The organism is Bradyrhizobium sp. LB8.2, assembly GCF_040548035.1.
Taxonomy (GTDB): domain Bacteria; phylum Pseudomonadota; class Alphaproteobacteria; order Rhizobiales; family Xanthobacteraceae; genus Bradyrhizobium.
In genome coordinates this window covers 367,762-392,901 of record NZ_JBEPQV010000002.1, presented here as the reverse complement: position 1 = coordinate 392,901, position 25,140 = coordinate 367,762, and the positions used below count along the sequence as shown (strand labels likewise).

At 61.2% G+C, this 25,140-nt stretch carries 22 protein-coding genes; 18 read left to right on the top strand and 4 right to left on the bottom strand.

All coding sequences use genetic code 11. From position 1 onward, the window contains the following. Nucleotides 1–203: 203 nt before the first annotated feature. The 7 genes from ABIB06_RS04185 (at nucleotide 204) to ABIB06_RS04155 (ending at nucleotide 7,931) form a co-directional block, all read left to right on the top strand. Nucleotides 204–1,808 (top strand): class I adenylate-forming enzyme family protein, encoded by a 1,605-nt coding sequence (locus ABIB06_RS04185; RefSeq protein ID WP_247347905.1) that lies wholly within the window; start codon nucleotides 204–206, stop codon nucleotides 1,806–1,808. Between the two features lie 17 nt (nucleotides 1,809–1,825). Continuing rightward, complete coding sequence (locus tag ABIB06_RS04180) at nucleotides 1,826–2,563, top strand: SDR family oxidoreductase (RefSeq protein ID WP_247341765.1); 738 nt, start codon at nucleotides 1,826–1,828, stop codon at nucleotides 2,561–2,563. A 13-nt stretch (nucleotides 2,564–2,576) separates the two neighbouring features. Then, nucleotides 2,577–3,758 (top strand): acyl-CoA dehydrogenase family protein, encoded by a 1,182-nt coding sequence (locus ABIB06_RS04175; RefSeq protein WP_247347906.1) that lies wholly within the window; start codon nucleotides 2,577–2,579, stop codon nucleotides 3,756–3,758. A gap of 23 nt (nucleotides 3,759–3,781) precedes the next feature. Then, nucleotides 3,782–4,912, top strand: a complete 1,131-nt coding sequence (locus ABIB06_RS04170) for an acyl-CoA dehydrogenase family protein (protein ID WP_247341771.1) — start codon at nucleotides 3,782–3,784, stop codon at nucleotides 4,910–4,912. 14 nt (nucleotides 4,913–4,926) lie between these two features. Continuing rightward, complete coding sequence (locus ABIB06_RS04165) at nucleotides 4,927–6,114, top strand: acetyl-CoA C-acyltransferase (RefSeq protein WP_247341774.1); 1,188 nt, start codon at nucleotides 4,927–4,929, stop codon at nucleotides 6,112–6,114. 22 nt (nucleotides 6,115–6,136) lie between these two features. Further along, the gene (locus ABIB06_RS04160; protein ID WP_247341777.1) at nucleotides 6,137–7,150 is read left to right on the top strand and encodes an NAD(P)H-dependent flavin oxidoreductase; all 1,014 of its coding nucleotides are present in this window, start codon (nucleotides 6,137–6,139) and stop codon (nucleotides 7,148–7,150) included. Nucleotides 7,151–7,277: 127 nt separating this feature from the next. After that, nucleotides 7,278–7,931, top strand: a complete 654-nt coding sequence (locus ABIB06_RS04155) for a flavin reductase family protein (protein ID WP_018322613.1) — start codon at nucleotides 7,278–7,280, stop codon at nucleotides 7,929–7,931. Nucleotides 7,932–8,058: 127 nt separating this feature from the next. Here ABIB06_RS04155 and ABIB06_RS04150 read toward each other — a convergent pair whose 3' ends face one another. Beyond that, on the bottom strand, nucleotides 8,059–9,261 hold the full coding sequence (locus ABIB06_RS04150; RefSeq protein WP_247444357.1) for a multidrug effflux MFS transporter: 1,203 nt from the start codon (nucleotides 9,259–9,261) through the stop codon (nucleotides 8,059–8,061). Between the two features lie 95 nt (nucleotides 9,262–9,356). After that, on the bottom strand, nucleotides 9,357–10,547 hold the full coding sequence (locus ABIB06_RS04145) for an acetyl-CoA C-acyltransferase (protein ID WP_247347911.1): 1,191 nt from the start codon (nucleotides 10,545–10,547) through the stop codon (nucleotides 9,357–9,359). Between the two features lie 162 nt (nucleotides 10,548–10,709). Between ABIB06_RS04145 and ABIB06_RS04140 the strand changes: the two genes are divergently transcribed. The 4 genes from ABIB06_RS04140 to ABIB06_RS04125 all read left to right on the top strand — a co-directional run bounded on the left by ABIB06_RS04140 (nucleotide 10,710) and on the right by ABIB06_RS04125 (nucleotide 15,283). Then, nucleotides 10,710–11,333, top strand: coding sequence for a TetR/AcrR family transcriptional regulator (locus ABIB06_RS04140; RefSeq protein WP_247341785.1), 624 nt, complete (start codon nucleotides 10,710–10,712; stop codon nucleotides 11,331–11,333). Nucleotides 11,334–11,347: 14 nt separating this feature from the next. Then, entirely contained in the window at nucleotides 11,348–13,669 is a 2,322-nt protein-coding gene (locus ABIB06_RS04135; RefSeq protein ID WP_247347912.1) for a molybdopterin-dependent oxidoreductase, read from the top strand. A gap of 17 nt (nucleotides 13,670–13,686) precedes the next feature. Then, complete coding sequence (locus ABIB06_RS04130) at nucleotides 13,687–14,391, top strand: SDR family NAD(P)-dependent oxidoreductase (protein ID WP_247341791.1); 705 nt, start codon at nucleotides 13,687–13,689, stop codon at nucleotides 14,389–14,391. A 70-nt stretch (nucleotides 14,392–14,461) separates the two neighbouring features. Beyond that, the gene (locus ABIB06_RS04125; protein ID WP_354044538.1) at nucleotides 14,462–15,283 is read left to right on the top strand and encodes an enoyl-CoA hydratase-related protein; all 822 of its coding nucleotides are present in this window, start codon (nucleotides 14,462–14,464) and stop codon (nucleotides 15,281–15,283) included. Nucleotides 15,284–15,364: 81 nt separating this feature from the next. Here the strand turns inward: ABIB06_RS04125 and ABIB06_RS04120 are convergent. Next, a protein-coding gene (locus tag ABIB06_RS04120; RefSeq protein WP_354044537.1) for an IS630 family transposase occupies nucleotides 15,365–16,313 on the bottom strand; the annotation gives its coding sequence in 2 pieces (ribosomal slippage) (nucleotides 15,365–15,823 and nucleotides 15,825–16,313; 948 coding nt in all). Between the two features lie 98 nt (nucleotides 16,314–16,411). Continuing rightward, the gene (locus ABIB06_RS04115; RefSeq protein ID WP_354068426.1) at nucleotides 16,412–16,843 is read right to left on the bottom strand and encodes a winged helix-turn-helix transcriptional regulator; all 432 of its coding nucleotides are present in this window, start codon (nucleotides 16,841–16,843) and stop codon (nucleotides 16,412–16,414) included. A gap of 269 nt (nucleotides 16,844–17,112) precedes the next feature. Here ABIB06_RS04115 and ABIB06_RS04110 point away from each other — a divergent pair, with 269 nt between their 5' ends. From ABIB06_RS04110 to ABIB06_RS04080, 7 genes are all read left to right on the top strand, one after another. Then, the gene (locus ABIB06_RS04110; RefSeq protein WP_354068428.1) at nucleotides 17,113–17,976 is read left to right on the top strand and encodes an alpha/beta fold hydrolase; all 864 of its coding nucleotides are present in this window, start codon (nucleotides 17,113–17,115) and stop codon (nucleotides 17,974–17,976) included. A gap of 35 nt (nucleotides 17,977–18,011) precedes the next feature. Beyond that, nucleotides 18,012–19,016 (top strand): NADP-dependent oxidoreductase, encoded by a 1,005-nt coding sequence (locus ABIB06_RS04105; RefSeq protein WP_247446425.1) that lies wholly within the window; start codon nucleotides 18,012–18,014, stop codon nucleotides 19,014–19,016. Between the two features lie 68 nt (nucleotides 19,017–19,084). Further along, a complete protein-coding gene (locus ABIB06_RS04100) occupies nucleotides 19,085–19,864 on the top strand; it encodes an SDR family oxidoreductase (protein ID WP_247341810.1) in 780 nt (259 codons plus the stop codon). A 159-nt stretch (nucleotides 19,865–20,023) separates the two neighbouring features. Next, nucleotides 20,024–21,691, top strand: coding sequence for a class I adenylate-forming enzyme family protein (locus ABIB06_RS04095; RefSeq protein ID WP_354068430.1), 1,668 nt, complete (start codon nucleotides 20,024–20,026; stop codon nucleotides 21,689–21,691). A gap of 83 nt (nucleotides 21,692–21,774) precedes the next feature. Then, the gene (locus tag ABIB06_RS04090; RefSeq protein WP_247347916.1) at nucleotides 21,775–22,968 is read left to right on the top strand and encodes an ABC transporter substrate-binding protein; all 1,194 of its coding nucleotides are present in this window, start codon (nucleotides 21,775–21,777) and stop codon (nucleotides 22,966–22,968) included. A 67-nt stretch (nucleotides 22,969–23,035) separates the two neighbouring features. Continuing rightward, a complete protein-coding gene (locus ABIB06_RS04085) occupies nucleotides 23,036–24,136 on the top strand; it encodes an NADH:flavin oxidoreductase (protein WP_247341817.1) in 1,101 nt (366 codons plus the stop codon). A gap of 191 nt (nucleotides 24,137–24,327) precedes the next feature. Continuing rightward, the gene (locus ABIB06_RS04080; RefSeq protein ID WP_247341820.1) at nucleotides 24,328–25,119 is read left to right on the top strand and encodes a crotonase/enoyl-CoA hydratase family protein; all 792 of its coding nucleotides are present in this window, start codon (nucleotides 24,328–24,330) and stop codon (nucleotides 25,117–25,119) included. The last annotated feature ends 21 nt before the right edge of the window (nucleotides 25,120–25,140 follow it).

The window sequence follows — 25,140 nt, the reverse complement described above, 5'->3', positions numbered from 1 at the left end:
CTATAGACTAGCTGCCGGATGATGCGTTGTAAACGGAGGTTCTTAAGAGTCGCGCAGAAAACGATACTCGCGGATGGATTGTCCATTCGACTCCGGAAAAGGCTGACGACGATTTATCGATTGACGAGTTCTAAAAAAGAACTATAAGTCGAAGCCAAGTGTGCCGCATTGCAAAGTCGGCATGGTCGGTCGGGAGGTCAGTCGTGCTGGAGCTTTCAGAGACGATCAGTGTCGACGAGATTGTTGTCGGCTTGCCGAGCCGAATCCATCAAGTAACGGCAGGACCGGTTGCCAGAGCGCCTGACCGGATTGCGCTGGTCGAGGATGGGGCTTCCTGGAGCTATCGAGATCTGGAGCAGCGCGTTGGCGAGATCGCCACCATGCTCTCATCGCTGGGGATCAGGGCCGGCGATCGGATGATCATTGTCAGCGAGAACTGTATTGCGCTTGCCGCTTTGCTGCTGGCGGCGAGCCGGCTCGACGCCTGGGCGATTGTCGCCAACCCGCGCTTGTCGGCGCGCGAACTGGACCAGATCCGCGATCACAGCGGCGCCCGGCGGATGTTGTTCACGTCGGGTATTTCGAACGAGGCCGCTGCTCACGCCTCTCGCTATGGCGCCGAGAATCGGCGAATTGGCGCGCTGTCGGAAATTGGTGTTGGTCCGCTCAACGAAAGCGCGGTGGTCCAGCCGGTGGAGGCCGATCCAGCGAGGCAAGTCGCGGTTTTGATCTACACGTCCGGAACGACGGGGACTCCCAAGGGCGTGATGCTCTCGCATGACAACCTTCTGATCAGCGCAAAGACCACCGCGTATTTCCGCAGGATGAACGAGAAGGACAAGATCTATCTTGTGTTGCCGATCTCGCATATCGTCGGCATCTCGCTCCTGATGATGACGCTGATGGTTGGCGGCACGGCGCGGATGGTCAGCAAATACGATCCTGCCGCGACTGCAAAGGCCATCGCGGAGGAGGGCGTCACCATTCTCAATGGCGTGCCTGCCACCTATCAGCGCCTGCTGGAGTACAAGAGCGTATCAGGCGTGGAACAACTCCCCCGAGGTTCGTTGCGCTTGATTGCCGTCGCCGGCGCGCCGCTGGATTTGAATTTGAAGTTGCGTGTGGAAGAGGAGTTCGGGCTTCCGTTGCTCAACGGCTACGGGATCACCGAATGCTCGCCGGGAATATCAGGCGTACGTTTCGACAGACCACGCTCGGATCAGGCTGTTGGTACGCTGCTGCCGGGTGTGGAGGCGCGGGTGCGAACCATCGAAGGGTTTCCGACGGCAGGAGGTGAAGTCGGCGAGCTGCATGTTCGCGGGCGCAACGTCATGTTGGGGTACTATCGTGCCCCCGAGCTTACCGCAAAGGTGATTGACAGCGAGGGCTGGTTCAACACCGGCGATCTCGCACGTTTCGACGGCGATTGTCTGTATATCGTCGGCCGCACCAAGGAAATGATCATTCGTTCCGGTTTCAACGTCTATCCCGCGGAGGTCGAAGCTGTCCTCAGTTCACACAAGGACGTCGTGCAATCCGCTGTGGTCGGTCGTGCCGCGGACGGCAATGAGGAGATCGTGGCCTTTGTGCAGTTGCTGCCAGGATCTTGCACGACACCAGAGACCCTGATGCATTTTGTCCGGTCTCAGCTTACTTCTTACAAGCGGCCGTCCGAAATTGTCATCCTCGATGCCTTGCCGGCGACGTCGACCGGCAAGATACTCAAGCACAAGCTCGCGGAGAGCTTGCGCGAAGGCGGCGCAACCCCTGCGGTGCAGACGCCCGAATTCCGCAGGCAACACATCTAACTTACCGGGAGGACATCTTGCAAAAGAGAAACGCGACCGTGGCCGTCATCGGCGCCGGAGACTTCATCGGCGGCGAGATCGCCAAAAAGTTCGCCGCAGAAGGCTTCACGGTCTTCGCCGGCCGTCGTAACGGCGAAAAATTGGCTCCGCTCGTCAGGGATATCGAGGCTGCCGGCGGAGAGATTCACGCACGCTCGCTCGACGCTCGCAAGGAAGACGAGATCATCTCCTTCCTCAACGATGCAGACAAGCATGCGCCGCTGGAAGTCTGCATCTTCAACATCGGTGCGAACGTCAATTTCCCAATTCTGGAAACCACAGAACGCGTTTTCCGCAAGGTCTGGGAAATGGCCTGCTATTCCGGCTTTCTGGCCGGTCGCGAGGCGGCCCGCCTCATGCTTCCGCGCGGGGGTGGCAACATCTTCTTTACCGGGGCGACCGCCTCGCTCCGAGGCGGCAGCGGGTATGCCGCTTTCGCAAGCGCCAAGTTTGGCCTTCGTGCGGTCGCGCAAGCAATGGCCCGCGAGCTTGGCCCGAAAAATATTCACGTCGCGCATCTCATCATCGATTCCGGCGTGGATACTGAGTGGGTGCGGCAACGCCGACTGGAGGCTCTCGGGCCCACCGCGCTGGATGATCCGGACGCCTTGATGCCTCCGTCCTCCGTCGCAGCATCCTATTGGCAGCTCTACCAGCAGCCGAAAAGCGCCTGGACCTTCGAGCTCGAGATCCGCCCCTTCGGCGAGAAGTGGTAGCGGGCCTGCTGCGATGGAGCTCAAGCTTTCGCCCGAGGATGCCGCGTTTCGTGACGAGGTGCGCAGTTTCATTGCGGAGAACTATCCGCCGGAAATGCGCGTTCCCAATCCGGAGACCGACCTGACCAAGGAGCAGTCGCTGCTGTGGCACCGGATCCTCCACAAGAAGGGTTGGATCGCCCCGCTCTGGCCCAAGGAGTATGGCGGCCCGGGCTGGTCCGTCACGCAGCGCTTCATCTTCGAGCAGGAGACCTCTCGCGCCGGCACGCTGCCGCCGCTCGCATTCAGCGTCACCATGGTCGGGCCGGTTATCTACACCTTCGGCAACGAGGCGCAGAAGCAGAAATTTCTGCCGCGGATTCTCTCCGGCGAGGATTGGTGGTGCCAGGGCTATTCGGAGCCTGGCTCCGGCTCGGACCTCGCAACCGTCAGAACCAAGGCCGTGCGCAACGGCGACCACTACATCGTCAATGGTCACAAGACCTGGACCACGCTGGCGCAGCATGCCGACTGGATCTTCTGCCTCGTGCGGACCGATCCGAGCGCGAAGCCGCAATCCGGGATCTCCTTCCTGCTGATCGACATGAAGTCGCCCGGCGTCACCGTGCGGCCGATCATCACGATCGATGGCAGCCACGAGGTCAATGACGTCTTCCTCGAGAACGTCCGCGTGCCCGCCGAGAATTTGATCGGCGAGGAGAACAAGGGCTGGACCTACGCCAAGTTCCTGCTCGGCAACGAGCGCACCAGCATGGCCGGCATCGGCCGGTCCACCCGCTACATCAACAAGCTGAAACAGATCGTGAAGGCCGAAATACCGGCCGAGGATCCCGCGCATCTCGAATTTCTGCGGGACATTGCCCGCATCGAGCTCGACGTGCTGGCGCTGGAGGCGACGGAGCTGCGCGTCGTCGCCCAGATGGCGCGCGGCATAGATCCTGGCCCGGCCGCCTCGCTTTTCAAGATCCGCGGCACTGAAATCTTCCAGGCCATCACCGAACTCACCCATCGCGCGATCGGCAATTACGGCCTTGCCATCCGCGAGCATCCGGTCAGCGCCAACCGCTTCATGCCCGGCGCCGACTACGGCCATACCGCGTCGGAGAAATACCTGAACGCGCGCAAGCTCAGCATCTACGGCGGATCCAACGAGATCCAGCGCAACATCATCGCCAAAGCCGTGCTCGGGCTCTAGTCACGGCGGATCGGGAGGATCGGATGGATATTCAGTTCACGGAAGAGCAGGAATTGCTGCGATCCAGCGTCCAGCGCCTGTTGCGCGACCAGTACGACTTCGAGGCGCGGCGCAAGATCGTGGCAAGCGAGGAGGGCTTCAGCCGAAAGCAATGGGACGCTTTCGCCGAGCTCGGCCTTCTCGCTGCACCGTTCTCCGAGGGCGCCGGCGGTCTCGGCGGCGGTCCGCTGTCGACCATGATCGTGATGCATGAGTTCGGCCGTCACCTCGTGGTCGAGCCGTTCGTCGAGACGGTGGTGCTGGCCGGCGGATTGATCGAGCACGTGGGCACGCCGGAGCAGCAGCAAAGCTTCATCCCTGAAATCATCGACGGCTCGAAAATCTGGACGCTGGCCTGGACGGAGAAGGCATCGCGCTTCGATCTTGCCAATGTCACGACGCGGGCGCGGCGCGAGGGGAGCGACCACATCCTGACCGGCGCGAAGACCATGGTGATCGCCGCACCTTGGGCCGACTATCTGATCGTCTCTGCGCGGACCTCCGGCGACGATCGTGACCGCGGCGGCGTCAGCCTGTTCGTGGTCGATCGGCGCGCGACCGGCGTCGATCTCCGGAGCTTCAAGACCATCGACGGCCGCCGGGCTGCCGAGCTCGGCCTGCACGAGGTCCGCGGGCAATTGCTGGGCGCAGAAGGCGAGGGTCTTGCCGCGCTGGAAGCCTGCCGTGACCGTGCCATCGGCGCGCTCTGCGCGGAAGCAGTCGGCGCCATCGGCGAGCTGAATTCGGCGACGCTGGAGTATTCGAAGACGCGCAAGCAGTTCGGCACCACCATCGGTTCCTTCCAGGTGCTGCAGCACCGAATGGTCGACATGTTCATCGCACATCAGGAGGCGCTTTCCCTGATGCAGCATCTGAGCCTCAGTCTCAGCGCTGGCGATGCCGGCCTGTCGCGGCTCGCCTCGGGTGCCAAATCGAAGATCGGCTATGCCGGCAAGTTCGTCGCCGACCAGGCGGTGCAGCTTCACGGCGGCATGGGAATGACCGACGAGCTCAACGTCGGGCACTATTTCAAGCGAATCTCCTCCATCAACATCCAGTTCGGCGATCCCGCGTTCCATGTGCTGCGTTACGCGCAGCTGGACGCGGCCGCATAAGCAGCGAGGCAGGCATGACCACTGAAGCAGTCATCGTTTCCACCGCCCGAACGGCCGTCGGAAAAGCGTATCGCGGCGCGCTCAACAACACGGACGGCCCCACCACGGCCGGGCACGTGATGGCCGAAGCCGTGAAGCGCGCCGGCATCGCGCCCGGAGAAGTAGAAGACGTGGTCATGGGCTGCGCGATGCAGCAAGGCACCATGGTGATGAACGTGGCGCGCAAGGGCGCGATCCGCGCCGGCCTGCCCATCACGGTGGCCGGCACAACGATCGACCGGCAATGCGCGTCCGGCCTGCAGGCCATCGCGGTCGCCGCGCGCTCGGTGATGCTCGACGGGGTCGAGGTCGCGATCGGCGGAGGCATCGAGTCGATCAGCCTCGTGCAGAACGAGCACATGAACAAGTTCCACGCGGTGGACGACGAGCTGATGGCGATGAAGCCCGAAATGTACATGTCGATGCTCGATACCGCCGAGGTCGTTGCCGAGCGCTACAAGATCGGCCGCGACAAGCAGGACGAATACAGCCTCGAGTGCCAACGCCGCGTCGGCGCTGCGTTACAGGCCGGCCGCTTCAACGACGAGATCGTGCCGTTCACGACCAGGATGGCGCTGTTCAACAAGGACACCAAGGAGGTCACCTACGAGCAGGTGACGCTCACCAAGGACGAAGGCCCGCGTCCGGAAACCACCGCCGAAGGCCTCGCCAAGATCAAGCCGGTGTTCGAGGGCAAGACAATCAGCGCAGGAAATGCCAGCCAGCTCTCGGACGGTGCCTCGGCCTGCGTGATCATGAGCGACAAGATTGCGGCCAGAAAGGGTCTCAAGCCGCTTGGCATTTTTCGTGGCTTCGTCGCTGCCGGCGTCGAGCCGGACGAGATGGGTGTCGGCCCGGTCGCCGCGATCCCGCGCCTGCTCAAGCGCCATAACCTCAAGATCGACGACATCGACCTCTGGGAGCTGAACGAGGCCTATGCGGTGCAGGTGATCTATTGCCGCGACAAGCTCGGAATCGATCCGGACAAGCTCAACGTCAACGGCGGCTCGATCGCGATCGGTCATCCCTACGGCATGACCGGGTCGCGGCTCACCGGCCATCTCCTGATCGAGGGCCGGCGGCGCAAGGCGAAGTACGGCGTGGTGACCATGTGCATCGGTGGCGGCATGGGCGCAGCCGGCCTGTTCGAAATCATCCACTGAGCGGCAACGCGGGAGATCATTCGTGAAGACAGCAATTACCGAACTGTTCGGCATCGAGCACCCGATCATCCAGGGCGGAATGCACTATGTCGGCTTCGCCGAAATGGCGGCGGCCGTCTCCAACGCGGGCGGGCTCGGCTTGATTACGGGCCTGACGCAGAGAACGCCGGAGCTGCTGGCCAAGGAGATCGCTCGCTGCCGCGACATGACGGACAAGCCGTTCGGCGTGAATCTGACATTCCTGCCGACCTTCAGCGCGCCGCCCTATCCGGAGTACATCGCGGCCATCAGAGAGGGCGGCGTCAAGATCGTCGAAACCGCCGGGCGCAGCCCCGAACAGTACATGCCGGCCCTGAAGGCGGGCGGCATCAAGGTGATCCACAAATGCACCTCCGTCCGGCATTCACTGAAGGCCGAGCAGATCGGTTGCGATGCCGTCAGCGTCGACGGCTTCGAGTGCGGGGGCCATCCCGGCGAGGATGACATGCCGAACATGATCCTGTTGCCGCGCGCCGCGGAGGAACTGAAGATCCCGTTCGTTGCCTCGGGCGGCATGGCGGATGCGCGCAGCCTGGTTGCCGCCCTGGCGATGGGCGCTGCGGGCATGAACATGGGCACGCGCTTCATCGCCACCAAGGAAGCGCCGGTGCACGAGAACGTCAAGAAGGCGCTGGTCGCGGCGACGGAACTCGACACCAGGCTCGTGATGCGTGCGCTCCGGAATACAGAGCGGGTCCTGAACAACAAGGGCGTCGAGCAACTGCTCGAGATCGAGCGCGAGAAGGGCAAGAGCCTCAAGATCGAGGACATCCATGACCAGGTGGCGGGCGTCTATCCCAAGGTGATGATCGACGGCGACATGGATGCGGGCGCATGGAGCTGCGGCATGGTCGTCGGGCTCATTCACGACATTCCGTCCGTGAAGGAACTGATCGACCGCATCATGGCGGATGCGGAAAGACTCATCCGGCAGCGCCTGACTGGTTTCCTCGACGGCGCCGGACAGCGGCCGGCTGCGGCTCGGGCGATGGCTTAGCCCGGGAGGACATACCGCTTCCGGACGTTCTGACGGAGGCTATGCGCACGCATGGTCATGCGTGCGTCGATCTTTGTTGAAGCTCAACGGGTCAGATCGACGGCCTTCGGCAGCTTCGGGGGCATTTATGGACCAGGCCGACTTCCACTACTACGAGCCTTCGAAAGGCCACGGGCTCCGGCATAATCCGTTCAATGCGATAATCGCGCCGCGTCCGATTGGGTGGATCTCATCGCGCAATGCAGCCGGTCGATTGAACTTGGCCCCCTACAGCTTTTTCAACGCGTTCCTCTACGATCCTCCGATCATCGGATTTTCCTCGATCTCGTGGAAAGACACCGTCAAGAACGTCAGCGAGACGCGCGAATTTGTCTGGAATCTGGTCACCATGGATCTCGGCGAGCGCATGAACGTGACAGCGACGCCACTCGATCACGGCGTGAGCGAGTTCGAAGCAGCCGGTTTGACACCGATACCCGGACGCCACGTTGCTGTGCCGCGGGTGGGCGAGAGCAGGGCCGCCATGGAATGCAAAGTCGTCGAGGTCTCTCAGCTGGCCAACGCACGCGGAGAAAAGGTCGAAGGATGGTTCGTGCTTGGTGAGGTCGTCGCGGTCTACATCGACAAAACGTTGATCGAGGACGGCGTCTACAACACGGCACTTGCGCGTCCCATTCTGCGCGCCGGCCGGGGTGGAGATTATCTCGAGGTCAGGACCGAGAACATGTTCGAGATGAAGCGCCCAGCGGGCAGCAGCAAGCCGGAGTTCCACGGGACCTGATTGAGCTGGAAACAGGCTCAATTGTGGGGCCGACCATGCCTTGCCGCGTTTTGCCCGACAGGCCTAAGCCCGACTTCGCAAAGCCGATGAGTGACTGAACGGAAGCGCGTGCGGAGTCATACGCCCATCAAGACCCCGGGCCCCGCGCGTACAGGCCAAGAGCCAGCAGGGAGAACGCGCTCATCACGACGCCCAGCGCAAACATTGCTTCATGTGACACTGTGGCAGCAAGCCATACGCCGATTGCCGCGATCATCATCTGCAAGAAACCCAGCAGCGCCGAGGCCGCGCCGGCTTTCTCGCCGAATGGAGACAACGCGCGCGCCGTGGCCAATGGACCGACAATGCCCATGCCGAGGAGATATATGCTCATTGCGGCTAAGAACGGCAAGAAAGTCGGACTGATCAGCGAGATGAGCAGGATCGCAAGGCTGCTGGCGGTCGTCGCGCACAAACCTGCCCGGATCGGACCATCGAGCCCGTAGCGTGGTGCCAATCTTGTGGCAAGCATACCCGCGGCGAATACGATGAAGACGGTGCCGGCAAAGAAGAGCCCGAGCTGGATCGGCGTGAAGTGCAACGCTTCGATGAATAGGCGCGGCGCAGCGGAAAACATCGAGAACAAGCCGCCCATAGTGAGGCTCGAGGCGGCCGCGGGGGTAGCGAAGCGACGGTCTCGAATCAGACCGGCATAGGTCCTGCCGACGACAACTGGATTGAACGGCGTGCGGATCGAATTGTGGGTTTCGCCAAGAACGATGGCGTAGGCAACGGCGCTGACGGCGGCAAAGGCTGCGACCAGCGCGAATTCGGCGCGCCAGCCCAGGCTGTGGTCGAGGGCGCCGCCAAGCAGCGGCGAGAATCCGGGAGCAGCGGACATCACGATCATGATGAGCGCCATCGCGCGCGCCAGTGCGGCGCCACTGAACATGTCGCGGGCGATAGCGCGAGACAGCACTGACGTCGCGCAAGCACCTGTTGCCTGCACGACGCGGCCGATGAGGAGATTGGGCAGGTCGGTTGCCAGACCGCACCAAACGCTGCCGACGAAAAACACAGCAAATCCGATCAGGACCGGCCAACGTCTTCCGTAGCGATCCGAAAGCGGTCCGACCAGGAGCTGGCCTAACCCGAACACTGCAAGAAACACGGTGATGGCGGACGTGACCTCTGCAGTCGTGACATTCAATGAGATCGCAATCTGCGGCAGAGACGGCAGCAAGATGTTAGTCGCGAGCGTTCCCATCGCGGCCAGGACGGAAAGGACCGCGATAGGCAGGGCGCTGGAGGTGGGAATGTCCCGAGGCGCGGTGTTGATCAGGTCAGCCATGGGATCTTTCGCGTGACAGGGATAGGTAGATCAAGGCGGCGAGTGACGCGGTTCGCGCCGCTTGCCGATTCCGTTTTTGTCGCCTAGCCGCAATATCAGCGGACGACGCGCTCGATCGCGATGGCCGTGGCTTCGCCGCCGCCGATGCAGAGTGACGCGACCCCGCGCTTGAGGTTCCGCGTTTCGAGCGCGTGCAATAGCGTCACGATCAGCCGCGCGCCGGTGGCGCCGATGGGATGACCTAGCGCGCAGGCGCCGCCATTGACGTTCAGCTTCTCTCTGGGGATGCCGAGATCCTTCTGTGCCGCCATCGCCACGACGGCAAATGCCTCATTGATCTCGAACAGATCTACGTCGCCAACGCTCCAGCCGACCTTGTCCAACAGCTTGCGAATAGCGGGGATCGGGGCCGTGGTGAACCATTGTGGCTCCTGGCTGTGGGTGGCATGGCCCTTGATCTCGGCGAGCACCGGGAGGCCGTCGCGATCGGCGAGCGAGCGTTTCGCCAAGACGAGCGCCGCAGCGCCGTCAGCATTGGCGGATGAGGCGGCGGGCGTGATGGTGCCGTTGGCGCGGAACGCGGCTTTCAGCCCGGGGATTTTGGCGGGATCTACCTTGAGCGGATGTTCGTCATTGGAGATGATCCGGGGCCCGGCTTTCTCGGTCAGCGTGATCGGAGCTATCTCAGCCTTGAACGCGCCGCCCTCAACCGCCTTGCGGGCGCGGGTCAAGGTCTCGATCGCATACTCGTCCTGGTCCTTGCGGGTGAATTGATAGGCCTCCGCCGTGGCCTCGCCAAAGTCGCCCATCGAGCGTCCGGTCTCGTAGGCATCTTCCAGCCCGTCCATCAACATGTGGTCGATGATGCGGTCGTGGCCAGCGCGATAGCCGCCCCGCGCCTTGGCCAGCAAATAGGGCGCATTGCTCATACTCTCCATGCCGCCAGACAGAACGATCTCGGCGGAGCCCGCATTGATGATATCGTGAGCCAGCATGGTGGCCTTCATGCCGGAGCCGCAGACCTTGTTGATCGTGGTGGCGCCGGTGGCATCGGGCAATTTGGCGCCGCGCGCGGCCTGGCGTGCCGGCGCCTGGCCCTGTCCGGCCGGCAACACGTTGCCCATGAACACCTCGTCGATCCGCTCGGGCGCCAGTTTGGCTCGTTCGAGCGCAGATCCGATCACATGGGAGCCGAGCTTGTGGGCACTGAGTGGCGAGAGCTCGCCCATGAAGCGGCCGAGCGGCGTCCGGGCTGCGGAGAGGATGACGACGGGATCGGAAGCCATGGCGAATTCTCCTGTTGATCGCTGTTGTTATATGACGATAATCATATAACATGGCCGGCATTGCAATGAAATATTGCCGTCGCTTCAAAAGCGCGGTCCAGAAGCGCTGGTGGATGGGAACGGTCGTACAGCCGGTCACCGAGCAGCTTGCACGGAGGGGAGATGCGTTACGTAGGAGACCATAGGCGCCAGACCCACAGCCGGATCGTTGAAAGTGCCTCCTACGGCTTGCGTCAAAACGGTGCCGAAGGGCTTAGTGTTGTCGAATTGATGAAGCTCGCCGGTCTTACGCACGGCGGGTTCTATAACCATTTCGAGTCGCGTGCCGCGCTTGTTGGCGAGGCAATTGCGTTTGCGATGGATCAAACGGCCGAGCGGTGGAAAAAACTGGCGAACCGGAAGGCAAACGAGGATCGTTTCGAGACGTTGATCGCCGATTATCTCAGTTCCCGCCACCGCGACAATCCCAGACAAGGCTGCGCGCTTCCAGCCCTGGCCGCTGATGTCGCTCGATCGAGCCCGAGGGAGCAACGGGCGCTTGCTTCCAAGCTGGAGAAGATGATCGACATCCTGGTCGAAGTGCTTCCCGCCGAGGGTCCTCAACAGGCACGCCAAATCGCGACGAGCGCCATTGCGACGATGGTTGGATCGATCGTGCTATCGCGTGCTGTCGGCGCCGGGAAGCTTTCCGACGATATTCTCGACGCCGGACGGATGACTGTCTGCGGCCGGACTCACAAGCGACAGCGCAGAACAGCAAAGGCGATGAGCTGCGACAAACCATAATCTGGGAGGTGCCCATGACGGCCGGCAAGTGGCTCAAGACAGCCTGCAACCTGTGTTACGTAAACTGCGGCATCGAGGTCTGGGTGAATGAGGGGCGTCTCGAGAAGGTACGAGGCGACCGTTCAAACCCGAAGTCGCAAGGCTATCTGTGCAACAAGGCGGCGCGCATTCCCTACTATGCGCATCACAGGGATCGGCTCACGACCCCGCTGCGTCGTCGCGCCGATGGCGGCTTTGATGAGATCGAGTGGGACGTCGCGATCGCAGAAATCGCGGAGCGGCTTCGAGACGTCGTCGACAGGTATGGCGGCAAGAGTATTGCCCTTTATGGCGGCGGCGGGCAGGGCAACCACGCTGGCGGCGCCTACGCCAGTGGTTTGTTGCGTGCGCTGGGCTCGCGCGGCGTCTTCAACGCTCTTTCGCAGGAAAAAACCGGCGACTTCTGGGTCAATGGCCACATGTTCGGCAGCCAAACCTGCCACACCTCAGAGGACGTCCATCATTGCGATCTCTTGCTTGTCATCGGGGCAAATCCCTGGATCGCGCACGGCTTCCCCAATGCGCGCGACCATCTCAATCAGATACGCAAGGATCCCGCACGCAAGCTGGTCGTCATCGACCCCCGGCGAACCGAAACCGCAGAGATGGCGGATCTGCATCTTGCGGTTCGTCCCGGTGCGGATACGTTTCTTCTTGGCGCGCTGCTGGCCACGCTCGTCCGGTCCGACCGGATCGACCACGCGTTCATTGAGGCGCATACGATCGGCTTCGCGGAAGTGAGGCAAGCGCTATTGAATATCCCCGTTCAAGAATGGGCCGACGCCGCCGATATCTCGATCGCGCAGCTGGAGCGCTGCGCCGCGATGATCGCGGCCGCGAAGGCCATGGTGGTTCGGGTTGAACTCGGCATCCAGCAAGGCGTCAACTCGACTCTCAACTCCTATCTCGAGAAGCTCTTGATCATGCTTTCCGGCAATTTCGGCCGTGAAGGTACCAACCAATTGCATAGCTGGCTTCAGCCGCTATGGGGAAATTCTCCGAACCAGACATTCGCGCCAACCGGCGACGCCATCATTGGCGGCTTGTTGCCGCCCAACATTTTCCCCGAAGCGGTTCTCAAGGACCATCCAGACCGGTTGCGCTGCGCCTGGATCGACAGCTCCAATCCCGCCAACACCGCCGCAAACACGGAGGCGGTGGAACGCGCGCTGAAATCGCTCGAACTATGCGTCGTCGTGGACGTTGCGATGACCGAAACCGCTAGGCTCGCGCATTACGTTCTCCCGGCGTCCACACAATACGAGAAGACGGAATTCACTCTCTTTAACTACGAATTCCCGACAAACTATTTTCACGTGCGCGCTGGCGTCTTGCCGCCGCTCGCCGGCACGTTGCCAGAGCCCGAGATCTACACGCGGCTTGCCGTCGCCCTGGGGCTTCTGCCGGGTGACAATGTGCTCGCGCCGCTACGCGAAATAGCACAGCGCTCGCGACCTGAATTCGCCGCGGCCTTTCGTGCCTTCATCGCGGAAAACCCGGCGGCGGTGCCTGCCCTGGTGCTCTACCATACGCTAGGGCAGACGCTTCCGGATGACACGGCGGCCGCGGCTCCGTTGTGGAGCGCGGCATTGGCTTGCGCGAAGCGGTCGCCGCAAGCGGTACGGCGGGCGATCGGCGCATCCGACCAGGTGACGGACCAGCAGCTCGGAGACCTTCTGTTCAACACCATTGTGGCGACCCGGCAGGGCACGGCGGTCACCCGGCACAAGTATGACGAGGTCTGGTCACTGATCAGCCATTCGGATCGCAAGGTTCGGCTGGTCGTCCCGCAGATGATGGAATGGCTGGCGCGTCTCGATCCGCAGGCTGCGGGCGCGCCAAAGGAGTTTCCGTTCATGCTGGCGGCCGGTGGTCGCCGCATGTTCAATGCCAACCAGATATTTCGCGATCCCGCGTGGCGTCGCGACGACCCGGACGGCGCCCTGTTGATCAATTCGAGCGATCTGAGCGAGTTGGGCGCGAAGGATGGTGACTGGATCGCGGTCGAGTCGGCGGTCGGGCGGCTCGTCGTCCGCTGCAAGGTCGATGACGCCATGCGGAACGGCCAGTTGGCGCTGCCGCACGGCTACGGTCAGGCATACCCGACATCAGACGGAGAGCGCCTGATCAACGGACCGCGCATCAATCTGCTCACCGAGAGCGGCAACCGTGATCCCATTGCGGGCACGCCCTACCACAAGAACGTCCCGGTGCGTTTGACCCTGGTGTCCGGGCACGAAGCTGCCGCCTATCAGTCGCAATCCGAGCGAATTCATAAGAGAGCGGCCGGACAATAGCTCGAAGGGAGCGTCGAATGACCGAGAAACCAATCGCAATCGTGACCGGAGTAGGGCCAGGCACGGGAGCTGCCATCGTCAAGCGCTTCTCTGCTGGCGGGTTTCGTATCATCGCGCTTGCCCGCTCAGCGGAGCTCACCAATCGACTTGCGCAAGAGCTTCCGGACGTGCACGCGGTGACCTGCGACGTCTCCGAGGAGGCTCAGGTGCGGACCGCAGTCGCTGACGTAAAGCGCCGCTTTGGCGCGGCGGACATTCTCATCCACAACGCGGTCGGAGGGGGTTGGGGGAGTTTTCGCGAGATCGATCCGAAGATGCTGAAGGGCAACTTCGAAGTCAACGTGATGGGTCTGTTGTACCTGTCGCGAGAAGTGGCGCCTGACATGATCGCTCGGGGCAAGGGCGCAATCCTGGTGACCGGCAACACCTCTTCGATCCGAGGCAAAGCCAATTTCGCCGGCTTCGCGCCGACGAAGGCGGCGCAGCGCATTCTGGCCGAGTCGATCGCACGTGAAGTAGGACCTCTCGGCGTCCACGTCTCCTACGTTCTCATCGACGCCGTTATCGATACGCCCCGGATGCGCGCGCGGATGAGCGACAAACCGGATGAGTTCTTCATCAAGCCGGCGGCGATCGCCGACGAATTATTGCATCTCTACGGTCAGGATCGCTCGGCCTGGTCGTTTCTCACGGAACTGCGGCCATTCAACGAAAATTGGTAACGCTCGAACACGGGCACGGCGCGCTGGGTCACTTTGGAGAGCTCTCCGCGGGACTTGAAAGGTCAGGAACATGACTGATGGATCCATCGCGGTTGATGCGGGGACGGACGAACTGCTGTGCGCGATCCGGGATCGCGTCGCGGTGATTACCTTGAACCGGCCCGGAGCCCGAAATTCGTTGTCCGATCATCTTACGCCGGCGTTGCGCCGGATGATCAAACAGAATGGAGATGATCCTGAGGTCGGAGCCCTCCTGATTACCGGTGCAGGCACTGCCTTCTGTTCGGGCGGCGATGTTAAGGGAATGGGCGGCAACGCTGCCGCGCCGGCGATGTCATTCAGCGACAAGGTTGCGCGATTGCGGGAACGTCAGCGAACCCTGACCGGCGTACTTGTTTCGGTGCGGAAGCCCACCATCGCAGCTTTGCCGGGACCGGCGGCTGGCGCCGGGCTTGCGATCGCACTCGCTTGCGACCTTCGTATCGCGGCCGAATCCACGATCATGACGACAGGCTATGCCAGGATTGCGCTCACCGGCGATTACGGCATTTCGTGGTTGTTGACCCGGCTTGCCGGGACGGCACGTGCTCGCGAACTGATGTTTCTGTCTGAACGGATCAGTGCACGGCGCTGCGAAGCATTGGGCCTTATCAATCGCGTGGTGTCTGATTCCGAACTGCAAAGCGAAGCATTCGAAATGGCGAGAGCATTGGCGAATGGCCCGGCGAGCGCCTATGCCTGCATGAAGGATAATCTCGACCTTGCGCTGTCGGCCGACTTCTTGACGTCACTAGATCAAGAGGCCGAGAGGATGGTCCTCGCGGCGGGCACTGCGCAGCACGCCGAAGCTGTCCGGGCTTTTATTGAGAAGCGTCCGCCGACTTACAGGTAAAACTCTTTCAGGTCATGACTTCGAAGGCCTAGCGGGCCGTACCCGCAACCGCACAAGCTGGAGCTGCCAAGCTAGAGCGTTTCACTTTTTGACTGAAGCATAACCGGCGTTAGCGAAGTAGTTGGCGCATTCACGAGGCTGGATGTCGTGGACGAGGTGACCGATGTGTCGCCAAGTGTCCTCGATGGTGCGCTTCTGAGCTTGCCGCATCCAATGCTTGATCTTGGCGAAGGCCTGTTCGATCGGGTTGAGGTCGGGGGAGTATGGCGGCAGGTACCAGAGCCTGGCGCCAGCGGCCTGGATCATCTGCCTGACAGCTTTCGACTTGTCGCTTCCAAGATTGTCGAGAATGACGATATCGCCCTCGCGCAGGGTTGGCAGGAGAAGGTGCTCAACATAGGCGCGGAAGCATTCGCCGTTGATCGGCCCGTCGAAGACGCAGGGTGCCGTGAGTTGGTCGTGGCGGAGCGCGCCGAGGAACGTGAGGGTACGCCAGTAACCGTGCGGTGCGAAGCCACGCAGGCGTGCCACTTTGGCACCCCCAGCCCCGCAAAGGGGCCATATTGGTTTTGATCCAGGTCTCATCGATGAAGACGAGCCGGCCCGGATCGAGCCCGGCCTGCCAGGATTGCCAACGCTGACGCCTACGAGAGACGTCGGCCCGAGCCTGCTCAAGAGCGAACAGTGTTTTTTTGAACCGCAGCCCTTCCCGGCGCAGGAACAGCCAGACCGCGTTGTGCGAGACCTTGACCCCACGGGCCGTCAGTTCCGCCTTCAGGCCATGTAACGTCAGGTGGGGCGTCTGAGTGATTCGCTCGACGATGAAGGCGCGGTGCGGATCAAGTACAGGCTTGCGGTGTCCGCCCATCTTGCCAGGCACAACCGAGCCGGTCGCCCGCTGCCGCTGTGACCACTTCACAACTGACGAGACCGCAACGCCGAACCGTTCTGCCATAGACCGGCAGCTCTCGCCTGCCAAAACCGACGCCACCACTCGCTCGCGAAGATCCAGGGAAAGAGGTCGGGTCATGCGATGCTGGCCTCCAATCCAGTCAGCATCTTGAATCACAAACCGCCAGAAACCGGAATCCCCTCCGATTCAATTAAGCAATGAAACGCTCTAATTGCTCATTCGACTGCGGCGATACGAATGGGACGCGTTCCGATCGGAGCGCCGGTCGCGCGGTCGATGGTGAGGGGATCGATCTCCGTTCCGTTTTCGGCATCAAAGAACCGGGTCACCTTGCCTCCGCTGCGATGCTTGCGTCCCCACGCACCAATCGCGAATAGGACCGGCAAGAAGTCGCGCCCGGCTTCCGTCAGCACATATTCGTCCCGTGGCGGACGGTCTGAATAACGGCGCTTCTCCAGCACTCCCTCGTCAACCAGCGCCGAAAGGCGCCCCGTCAGCATCGTCGGCGCGATACCGAGACTCCTGCGAAAATCGTCGAAGCGGGTCAGTCCCGCATGGGCGTCGCGCATGATCAGCATGCTCCATGCGTTTCCGACCAGCGCCAGGCTTCGGGCGATCAGGCAAGGCTGGGCCGAAGGTTTTTTCATGTAAGTCTCATTTTAGTAGTGACTTGATACTAAATTGATAGTAACAGATCATTCGTCGGTGTTCCACACCAAATTGGGAAGACCGGAGCCGAGGACGCGGAATTGCGCTGATGCCGGGTGCTTCCGCCAGCATTGGGCTGGCGTCGGGCCAAGGCCAACATAGCGGCCTATCAACACGTGCACCTCTTCGTGCGCACAGGAAGAACCGCGTCATCCGATATCCCTCTGATCTCAGGGATTCCGGTGTCAGCCGAACTATGGAGTAAGTGATGTCAACTTATGTCAGCCACCCAGGATCGGTCGTGCGCTATGTCGATGCGCCGAATCTTTCGATCAGTGCTGCAGGAACAACTTTTGCCTATCGCGATATCGGTCCACGCACTGGCGTGCCATTGATCCTTCTCAACCATTGGGGCGCGGTTCTCGACAATTTCGATCCACCGATCGTCGACGGGCTCGCCACCAGGCATCGCGTGATCGCGATCGACTACCGCGGCATCGGCGCTTCAGGCGGGAAAGCGCCTGTTAGCGTTGGCGAAATGGCAGAAGATACGATTGCTCTGATCGCCGCGCTGGGTTTTGAAAAAGTCGATCTGCTCGGCTTTTCCCTCGGCGGCTTCGTAGCCCAGGATATCGCACTGAAGGCCCCTGGTCTCGTGCGAAAGCTGATTCTGACCGGCACGGGCCCGGCAGGCGGCAAAGGTATCGAGAAGGTCGGGCCGGTGTCCTGGCCGCTGATGATCAAGGGCTTGCTGACTTTGCGAGACCCGAAATTCTATCTGTTCTTCACCTCCACAGCCAATGGCCGCCGGGCCGCAAAGGCCTTTCTGGAAAGGCTGAAGGAGCGTAAGTCAAATCGGGACAAAGGAGCCACGCCAGTGGCCTTGTTGCGGCAGCTCAAGGCGATCAAGAGCTGGGGCCAGCAGGCGCCTCAGGATCTCGGCAGCCTCCGCATCCCGGTCCTGATCGCGAATGGCGATAACGACATCATGGTGCCGACCGCAAACAGCACCAACATGGCACGGCGTGTTCCGGGCGCCCAACTGGTCATCTACGAAGATGCCGGGCACGGCGGGATTTTCCAGTACCACGCCGATTTCGTGCCGAAGGCGCTGTCGTTCCTCGACGCCTGACGCCGCGACCATATTTTCAAATTGGAGATGACATCATGAAGGCATTCGTCGTCGACAAATATAAGAAGAAAGGGGCTCTGCGCTCGGCAACCATGCCAGAACCGGAGTTGCGGGACGATGATGTCCTGGTTCGGGTTCGCGCAACTGCTGTGAACGTCCTGGACTCCAAGCTCAGGAATGGAGAATTCAAGCTCATCCTGCCGTATCGTCCGCCCTTCATTCTGGGCCACGATGTTGCCGGGACGGTCGTCAGGGTTGGCCGCAATGTCAGGCGATTCAAGGCAGGCGACGAGGTCTATGCGCGGCCGCGCGATCATCGGATCGGAACATTCGCCGAATTCATTGCCATGAACGAAGCCGACGTGGCGCCGAAGCCCTCGAACATCAGCATGGAAGAGGCCGCTTCCATCCCGCTGGTGGGGCTGACCGCCTGGCAGGCGCTAGTCGAGGTGGGCCAGCTGAGGCCCGGCCAGAAGGTCTTCATCCAGGCGGGCTCCGGCGGGGTGGGGAGTTTCGCGATCCAACTCGCCAAGCATCTCGGTGCGGTCGTCGCGACGACGACGAGCGCGAAGAATGTCGAGCTGGTCAAGAGCCTCGGCGCGGACTTGGTCATCGACTACAAGACCCAGGATTTCGAGAAAGTCTTGTCGGGCTACGATCTGGTCCTGCACAGCCAGGACGGCAAGACGCTTGAAAAATCTCTGCGCGTGCTCAAGCCGGGCGGCCTGCTCATCTCAATCTCCGGGCCGCCCGACCCCGAATTCGCGAGGGAGCAGGGGATGAACATCTTCCTGAAACTGGTGCTGCGTTTGCTGAGCCATGGTGTGCGGAAGAAAGCCAGAAAACTTGGTGTGCGCTTCTCATTCCTGTTCATGCGAGCGCAGGGACAGCAGCTACGCGAAATCACGTCCCTGATCGAATCCGGCGTGATCCGTCCGGTCGTGGACAAGGTTTTCCCGTTCGAAAAAACCGGCGACGCGCTCGCCTATGTCGAGACCGGGCGCGCAAAGGGCAAGGTCGTGATCGCGGTGAAACAATAGTTCCGTAACGGTGCCGCCTGCGTTGCGACGCCATACGCCGGCCGGCACCAAGTGCATGAGGAAACGACATGACTGAATCCAACCGCGATACACAGCCTTTCCAGCAGGACGTCGCACTTATTGTCGGCGGTGGCCCGGGCATCAGTTCGAGTTGCGCCAGGCTGTTCGCGGAAAACGGAATGCGTGTCGCCGTCGCAGCCAGGAATCCGGAAAAAGCCGTCCTTGAGACTCTCGAAAAGGTGCACGGCGTACGTCGCTACGCCTGCGATGCAAGCGAACCGGAGGCCGTGGCACAGCTGTTCGCGAATGTCGCTCGAGAGATCGGAGCGCCGAGGCTTGTCGTGCATAACATCGATGGCCGCGTTCCCGGCATTTTCCGCAAGGACATTCTCGAAGCCGACCCGATAATGGCGCTCGAAACAATCCGAAACTCGGCATTCAGCGCGTTTCTGGTAGGTCAACAGGCAGCTCGGCTCATGCTCGGAAACGAACCCGACGTCAATGGTACGAGAGGAACGTTAATCTTTACGAACGCCAGCGCGGCGCTCAAGGGTTTTCCATCGAGTGGTGCATTTGCGATGGCGTGCCATGCCAAATCCGGACTCGCGCAAAGCATGGCGAGAGAATTGATGCCGCAGGGAATCCATGTGGCGAATGTGCCGATCGATGCCGCGATCGGTTGGACTCAGGAAGACGGGACCCGCGCGCACCGTCTGGCGGGGACGACCGTGGAAGACAACATGGCCGACCCTGTCCATATTGCGGAAACCTATCTGCAGCTGCACCGCCAGCATCGGTCGACCTGGGCTTTTGAAGTCGTGCTGCGGCCGTGGGTCGAGAAATGGTAATTACGCTCAGCTGATCCCTCCGAACAAGTGCGCGGAGATCGCCAATTCTAAATTGGAATTCGATTTCTGCACCAAGAATTCCGCCATTCTCTGGCACATTGACGTCTGCTCGTCTTGACAGTTCTATTTTAGAACGGTTTACTCCGCGGGCCGATATGAATGAAGGGTGCGGACCTCCCGGTTGAAGGAGGCCGCGCACGCTGCCGAAAACAAGGCGCGAGGGAGGATGGCATGAGGAGCGTGGACGAGCTTACCGCAGCCGAACTGCTGGACGGCCTGCCGTCCAGAGTGCACGAGGTTTACGCGCCGTTCGTGCGGGATATTCCGGATCATCCGGCCTTCGTGGAAGGCGGGCGTTCCTGGAGCTACCGGCAGTTCTCGGATGCTGTCGACGCTGCTGCAAAGAATCTCGCCGGGTTGGGCATCAGGCCCGGTGATCGCGTGATGATTGCCAGTGAGAACAGCGTGGCCCTCGGCGTGATGCTCTTCGCAGCGAGCAAGCTCGATGCCTGGGGTATTCCGGTCAATCCCCGCCTTTCGCCCCGAGAGATCGACCTGATTGGGACGCACAGCGGCGCCAGACGCGTTCTGTTCAACTCGGCTCTGTCGAAGGAAGCGGCCGATCATGCCACTCGCGTCGGAGCGAAAATCGGCGCCGTCGGACCATTTGGTGGAATCGGTGTCGGTCCTCTCAATGCGGATGCGAAAGCAGAGCCCGTCGAGAAGGATGGCGCCCGCCAGGTCGCAGGCCTTTTATACACCTCGGGCACGACCGGTGCGCCGAAGGGCGTCATGCTGAGCCACCGCAATCTGCTCTTCACCGCAAGGACGTCGGGAATCCTTCGACGAAGCAGTCCAGGCGACCGCATTTACGGCGTGCTGCCGATGTCGCACATCGTCGGGTATGCGATCCTACTGATTTCGACGCTGATGCACGGCGGCACGTTGCACGTCGTGGCCAAGGCCGATCCCGCTGCGCTGGCTCATGCCATCGCCGAGCAAGGGATTACGAGCCTATTCGGCGTGCCTGCCACATATCAGCGGCTGCTTGAGCACAAGGCGGTCAAGGGCATCCAACGGCTCGAGCGGGGCAGCCTGCGGATCATGGCGGTGGCTGGCGCTCCGCTAGACCTCGATCTCAAGAAGCGGATCGAGGACGAGTTTGGAATCCCGCTGTTGAACAACTACGGCATAACCGAATGTTCGCCCGGCCTGTCGGGTGTCCGTTCGGAACAGCCTGTCTCGGACGAGTCGGTCGGCCCTTTTCTTCCCGGCGTCGAGCACCGGATCGTGGACGGACAAGGAAAAAAGGTGGCGACCGGTGAGGTGGGCGAATTGCACGTACGAGGTCCGAACATCATGCTCGGCTACTATCGTGCGCCCGACCTGACAGCGGCGGCGATCGATGAGCAGGGATGGTTCAACACGGGAGATCTCGCGCGGGTGAACGGCAAGGGGCATCTCTACATTGCCGGCCGCACCAAGGAGCTCATCATCCGCTCCGGCTTCAACGTTTATCCCGCCGAGGTGGAAGCGGTCCTGAACGCGCACGACCAGGTCGTTCAGTCGGCCGTCGTCGGACGAAAGGTCGAGGGCAACGAGGAGGTCGTCGCGTTCGTTCAGCTTCTCCCCGGTGCGAGCATCAGCGCGGAAGACCTAAAGGCGTATACGGCCCAATTGCTCACGTCCTACAAGCGTCCAACCGAATTGATCGTGCTCGACGCTCTGCCCTCGGCCTCCACCGGCAAGATACTGAAACACAAGCTGCGAGAGATGGCGAACGAACAGGCCGCCCCGAAGGCGTCGCGTGCGGCCGCCGCTGGCTGACGGGCGTCAGGATGATTTGAACGGCAATATGCCGGTTTAAGAAAGAACGTGAGCGACGGACTTGTCGCCGAAGGGAGATGACAATGTTGAGAAGCGTCATGATTGTAGCCGCGCTCGCGGCATCCATAGCCGGGGCGCATGCGCAGACGCCGGGCGTCACTGAATCCGAGATAAAGATAGGAGCGACGTTCCCTTTCAGCGGCCCCGCTTCGCCGCTCAGCAATACCGGAAAGGGCATGATCGCCTACGTCAATTCGATCAACGAGCGCGGCGGCATCAACGGGCGGAAGATAAACCTCGTCACCTACGACGATGCCTACAGTCCCCCCAAGACGGTGGAGCAGACCAGGAAACTCGTGGAAAGTGACGAGGTGGCGTTCCTGTTCGGCCCGCTGGGGACGCCCGGCATCAGCGCTACTATCAAGTACGTCAACGCGAAGAAAGTCCCGCATCTGTTTGTTGTGAGCGGAGTCACAAAATTCACGAACTTCGCTGAATTCCCCATGACCACGACGGGATTGCCGAGCTACGACACCGAGGGACGAATCTACGCGAAATACATCACCCAGACCCGGCCGGACGCGAAGATTGCCATCCTGTATCAGAACGACGATCTGGGTAAGGACTTCGTCAATGCATTCAAGGGCTATTTGAAGGACGATTTCGACAAGAAAGTCGTCGCGTCGTCCTACGAAGTGACGGAGCCGACCATTGATTCCCATGTCGTTTCGCTGAAATCGTCTGGCGCATCGGCGTTTTTGGTGGCCGGCACGCCAAAATTCGCAGCGCAGGCCATCAAGAAGGCAGATGAGATAGCTTGGAAGCCGCTGTTCCTGATCAACTTTGTTTCGAGCTCGGTGTCTTCGACCATCGTCCCCGCAGGACCGGAAAAGGCCGTAGGCATAGTCGCCGCGACAATCACGAAGGATCCGAATGATAAGAAGTGGGCCGACGATCCCGGCATCAAATGGTACCGCGAGTTCTTTGCCAAATACCTGCCGGGCGCAGATATCGGAGACAACAATTATCTGTTCGGGACCCAGCAGGGACAGATCCTGGAGCAGGTACTCAAGCAATGTGGCAACGATCTCTCGCGGGAGAATATCGTCAGGCAATCGCGCAGCATCCGCGGGTTGTCGCTTCCCACTGTTATACCAGGTGTCATCATCAACACGGGCCCCGAAAGCAGTATGGCGTATACGCAGCTGCAGCTGCAGCGCTGGAATGGGACCACGTGGGAGCAATTTGGTAGTGTACTCAGCGCCGACGGGAAATGAATTGTATCGTCTGAACACGCTGCGCAGGTGATTTGAGCCACGCGATCAACTGAATCATGGAGCACGGATGTCCAGCGACGTTCTTTTCCGGCCTTTCAAGCTGAAAGGGCTGACCTTGCCGAACCGGGTCGTGATGGCGCCGATGACGCGCTCATTCTCTCCGGGCGGAATCCCGACCGGCGACGTCGCGCAGTATTACCGTCGGCGTGCCGAAGGAGCGGTCGGCCTCATTATCTCGGAGGGCACGGGCGTGGATCGTCCGGCATCCCTGAACGATCCGAATGTTCCCCGTTTTCACGGTGAGAAGGAGTTGGCGGGGTGGCGGCGTGTGGTCGACGAGGTGCATGCCGCCGGTGGCCTGATGGCACCGCAGCTATGGCACGTCGGAGCCGTTCGCACCCGCGCCCAGGATTGGTCTCCTCCGGGTGCTTACGACAGTCCGTCCGGTCTGTCGCGACCGGAGAAGAAATTTGGCGAGCCGATGAGCGAAGCGGACATCGCCGACGCCATTCGCGCCTTCGCCGATGCAGCGCTTGCGGCGAAGCGCCTGGGATTCGACGCCGTCGAATTGCATGGCGCGCACGGCTATCTGATCGATCAATTCTTCTGGGCGGGCACCAATCGCCGCGAGGATGCTTATGGTGGCAAGGACCTGCCGGGTCGGGCGCGGTTTGCCGCTGATATCATCCACGCGGTTCGCAAATCGGTCGGACCGGACTTTCCGATACTGCTCCGCATCAGCCAGTGGAAGCAGCAGGACTATGAAGTGAAGCTGGCCGAGACGCCTCGCGCGTTGGAAGCCTGGCTCAAACCTCTGGTCGACGCTGGAGTAGATGTTCTGCATTGCTCGCAACGGCGCTTCTGGGAGCCGGAGTTCGATGGTTCCGACTTGAACTTCGCCGGATGGGCGAAGAAGGTCACGGGTGTACCGACGATTTCGGTCGGGTCAGTCGGTCTGACCGGCGAATTCATCGCTGCATACAGCGGAGAAAGCTCGCGTCCGGCGTCCCTCGACGAGTTAATCCGCCGCCTCGATCGCGAGGAGTTCGATCTTGTCGCGGTGGGTCGGGCGCTGCTTCAGGATCCGCAGTGGCTACTGAAGATACGCGACGGCCGGACAGAGGAATTGATGGCTTTCGAACGAACTGCATTCGCAGCGCTGAGCTAATCCGAGCGATGAAGGGTGTCGGGGCAGGGTTCGTCGCTACTGAATAACGGCTATCGAAAATGTTGGGTAGCCGGTGCTGCGGCGATCGGTCCAAGCTGGCTGGCAACGAATGATCGGCTGCCCGGCAGTCGACGACGGGAGGAGCCTGCGTGTCCTTGCGCAGTCGCCTGGAAGCAATTCGGAGACTGGCAATGAACGACACGAAAACCCAGGTCGGCCAAATCCGCACCGAGGTGCACGGGCATGTGTTCAAGATCATCATCGACAACGTTGCGAAGAAGAATTCGTTCAGTCCGCAGATGATGGCGCAGATGTCGGATGCGATGACGCTTCTCGACCGCACCGACGACTACTGGGTCGGGGTACTTTGCGCCGAGGGCCCGGATTTCACGGCCGGGCTGGATATGCCGAAATTCTTCGGACCCAAGGCCGAGAATACCGAGATCAAGCCCGACAACATCGATGCGTTCGCGTTGAAGAGCCGGTGTCGCAAGCCGATCGTGACGGCAGTGCAGGGGATCTGCTTCACGATTGGCATCGAAATGATGCTCGCTGGCGACATCGTCGTGGCGGCCGACGACGCACGGTTCTGTCAGATGGAATCCAAGCGCGGGATCGCGCCTCTTGGTGGTGCCCATTTCCGATATCTGACACGGGCGGGCTGGGGAGACGCGATGTATCACCTGTTCCTATGCGACGAGTTCGATGCCGCGCGGGCTTACAAGATCGGGTTTGTTCAGGAAGTCGTCGCTCCCGGCCAGCAGATTGCGCGCGCGATGGAGATTGCGAATCTGATCGCCAAGAACGCGCCGATCGGCATTCAGGTGACGAAGGAGGCCGCGTTGAAATACATCGAGGCCGGCGAGAGAGCCGCGATCGATTACATTCCCAAGATCAAGGATCGCGTCTTCAGCAGCGAAGACATGAAAGAAGGCATCCAGTCATTCGTGGAGCGCCGCTCGGCAGTATTCCGCGGGAAATAGAGATCCCACGACCGCTTGGTA

Coding starts and splice junctions, on each gene's coding strand:
- ABIB06_RS04175 (WP_247347906.1), top strand. CDS start 2,577: ATGGAGCTCAAGCTTTCGCCCGAGGATGCCGCGTTTCGTGACGAGGTG.
- ABIB06_RS04170 (WP_247341771.1), top strand. CDS start 3,782: ATGGATATTCAGTTCACGGAAGAGCAGGAATTGCTGCGATCCAGCGTC.
- ABIB06_RS04165 (WP_247341774.1), top strand. CDS start 4,927: ATGACCACTGAAGCAGTCATCGTTTCCACCGCCCGAACGGCCGTCGGA.
- ABIB06_RS04155 (WP_018322613.1), top strand. CDS start 7,278: ATGGACCAGGCCGACTTCCACTACTACGAGCCTTCGAAAGGCCACGGG.
- ABIB06_RS04150 (WP_247444357.1), bottom strand. CDS start 9,261: ATGGCTGACCTGATCAACACCGCGCCTCGGGACATTCCCACCTCCAGC.
- ABIB06_RS04145 (WP_247347911.1), bottom strand. CDS start 10,547: ATGGCTTCCGATCCCGTCGTCATCCTCTCCGCAGCCCGGACGCCGCTC.
- ABIB06_RS04140 (WP_247341785.1), top strand. CDS start 10,710: ATGCGTTACGTAGGAGACCATAGGCGCCAGACCCACAGCCGGATCGTT.
- ABIB06_RS04135 (WP_247347912.1), top strand. CDS start 11,348: ATGACGGCCGGCAAGTGGCTCAAGACAGCCTGCAACCTGTGTTACGTA.
- ABIB06_RS04130 (WP_247341791.1), top strand. CDS start 13,687: ATGACCGAGAAACCAATCGCAATCGTGACCGGAGTAGGGCCAGGCACG.
- ABIB06_RS04125 (WP_354044538.1), top strand. CDS start 14,462: ATGACTGATGGATCCATCGCGGTTGATGCGGGGACGGACGAACTGCTG.
- ABIB06_RS04115 (WP_354068426.1), bottom strand. CDS start 16,843: ATGAAAAAACCTTCGGCCCAGCCTTGCCTGATCGCCCGAAGCCTGGCG.
- ABIB06_RS04110 (WP_354068428.1), top strand. CDS start 17,113: ATGTCAACTTATGTCAGCCACCCAGGATCGGTCGTGCGCTATGTCGAT.
- ABIB06_RS04105 (WP_247446425.1), top strand. CDS start 18,012: ATGAAGGCATTCGTCGTCGACAAATATAAGAAGAAAGGGGCTCTGCGC.
- ABIB06_RS04100 (WP_247341810.1), top strand. CDS start 19,085: ATGACTGAATCCAACCGCGATACACAGCCTTTCCAGCAGGACGTCGCA.
- ABIB06_RS04095 (WP_354068430.1), top strand. CDS start 20,024: ATGAAGGGTGCGGACCTCCCGGTTGAAGGAGGCCGCGCACGCTGCCGA.
- ABIB06_RS04090 (WP_247347916.1), top strand. CDS start 21,775: ATGTTGAGAAGCGTCATGATTGTAGCCGCGCTCGCGGCATCCATAGCC.
- ABIB06_RS04085 (WP_247341817.1), top strand. CDS start 23,036: ATGTCCAGCGACGTTCTTTTCCGGCCTTTCAAGCTGAAAGGGCTGACC.
- ABIB06_RS04080 (WP_247341820.1), top strand. CDS start 24,328: ATGAACGACACGAAAACCCAGGTCGGCCAAATCCGCACCGAGGTGCAC.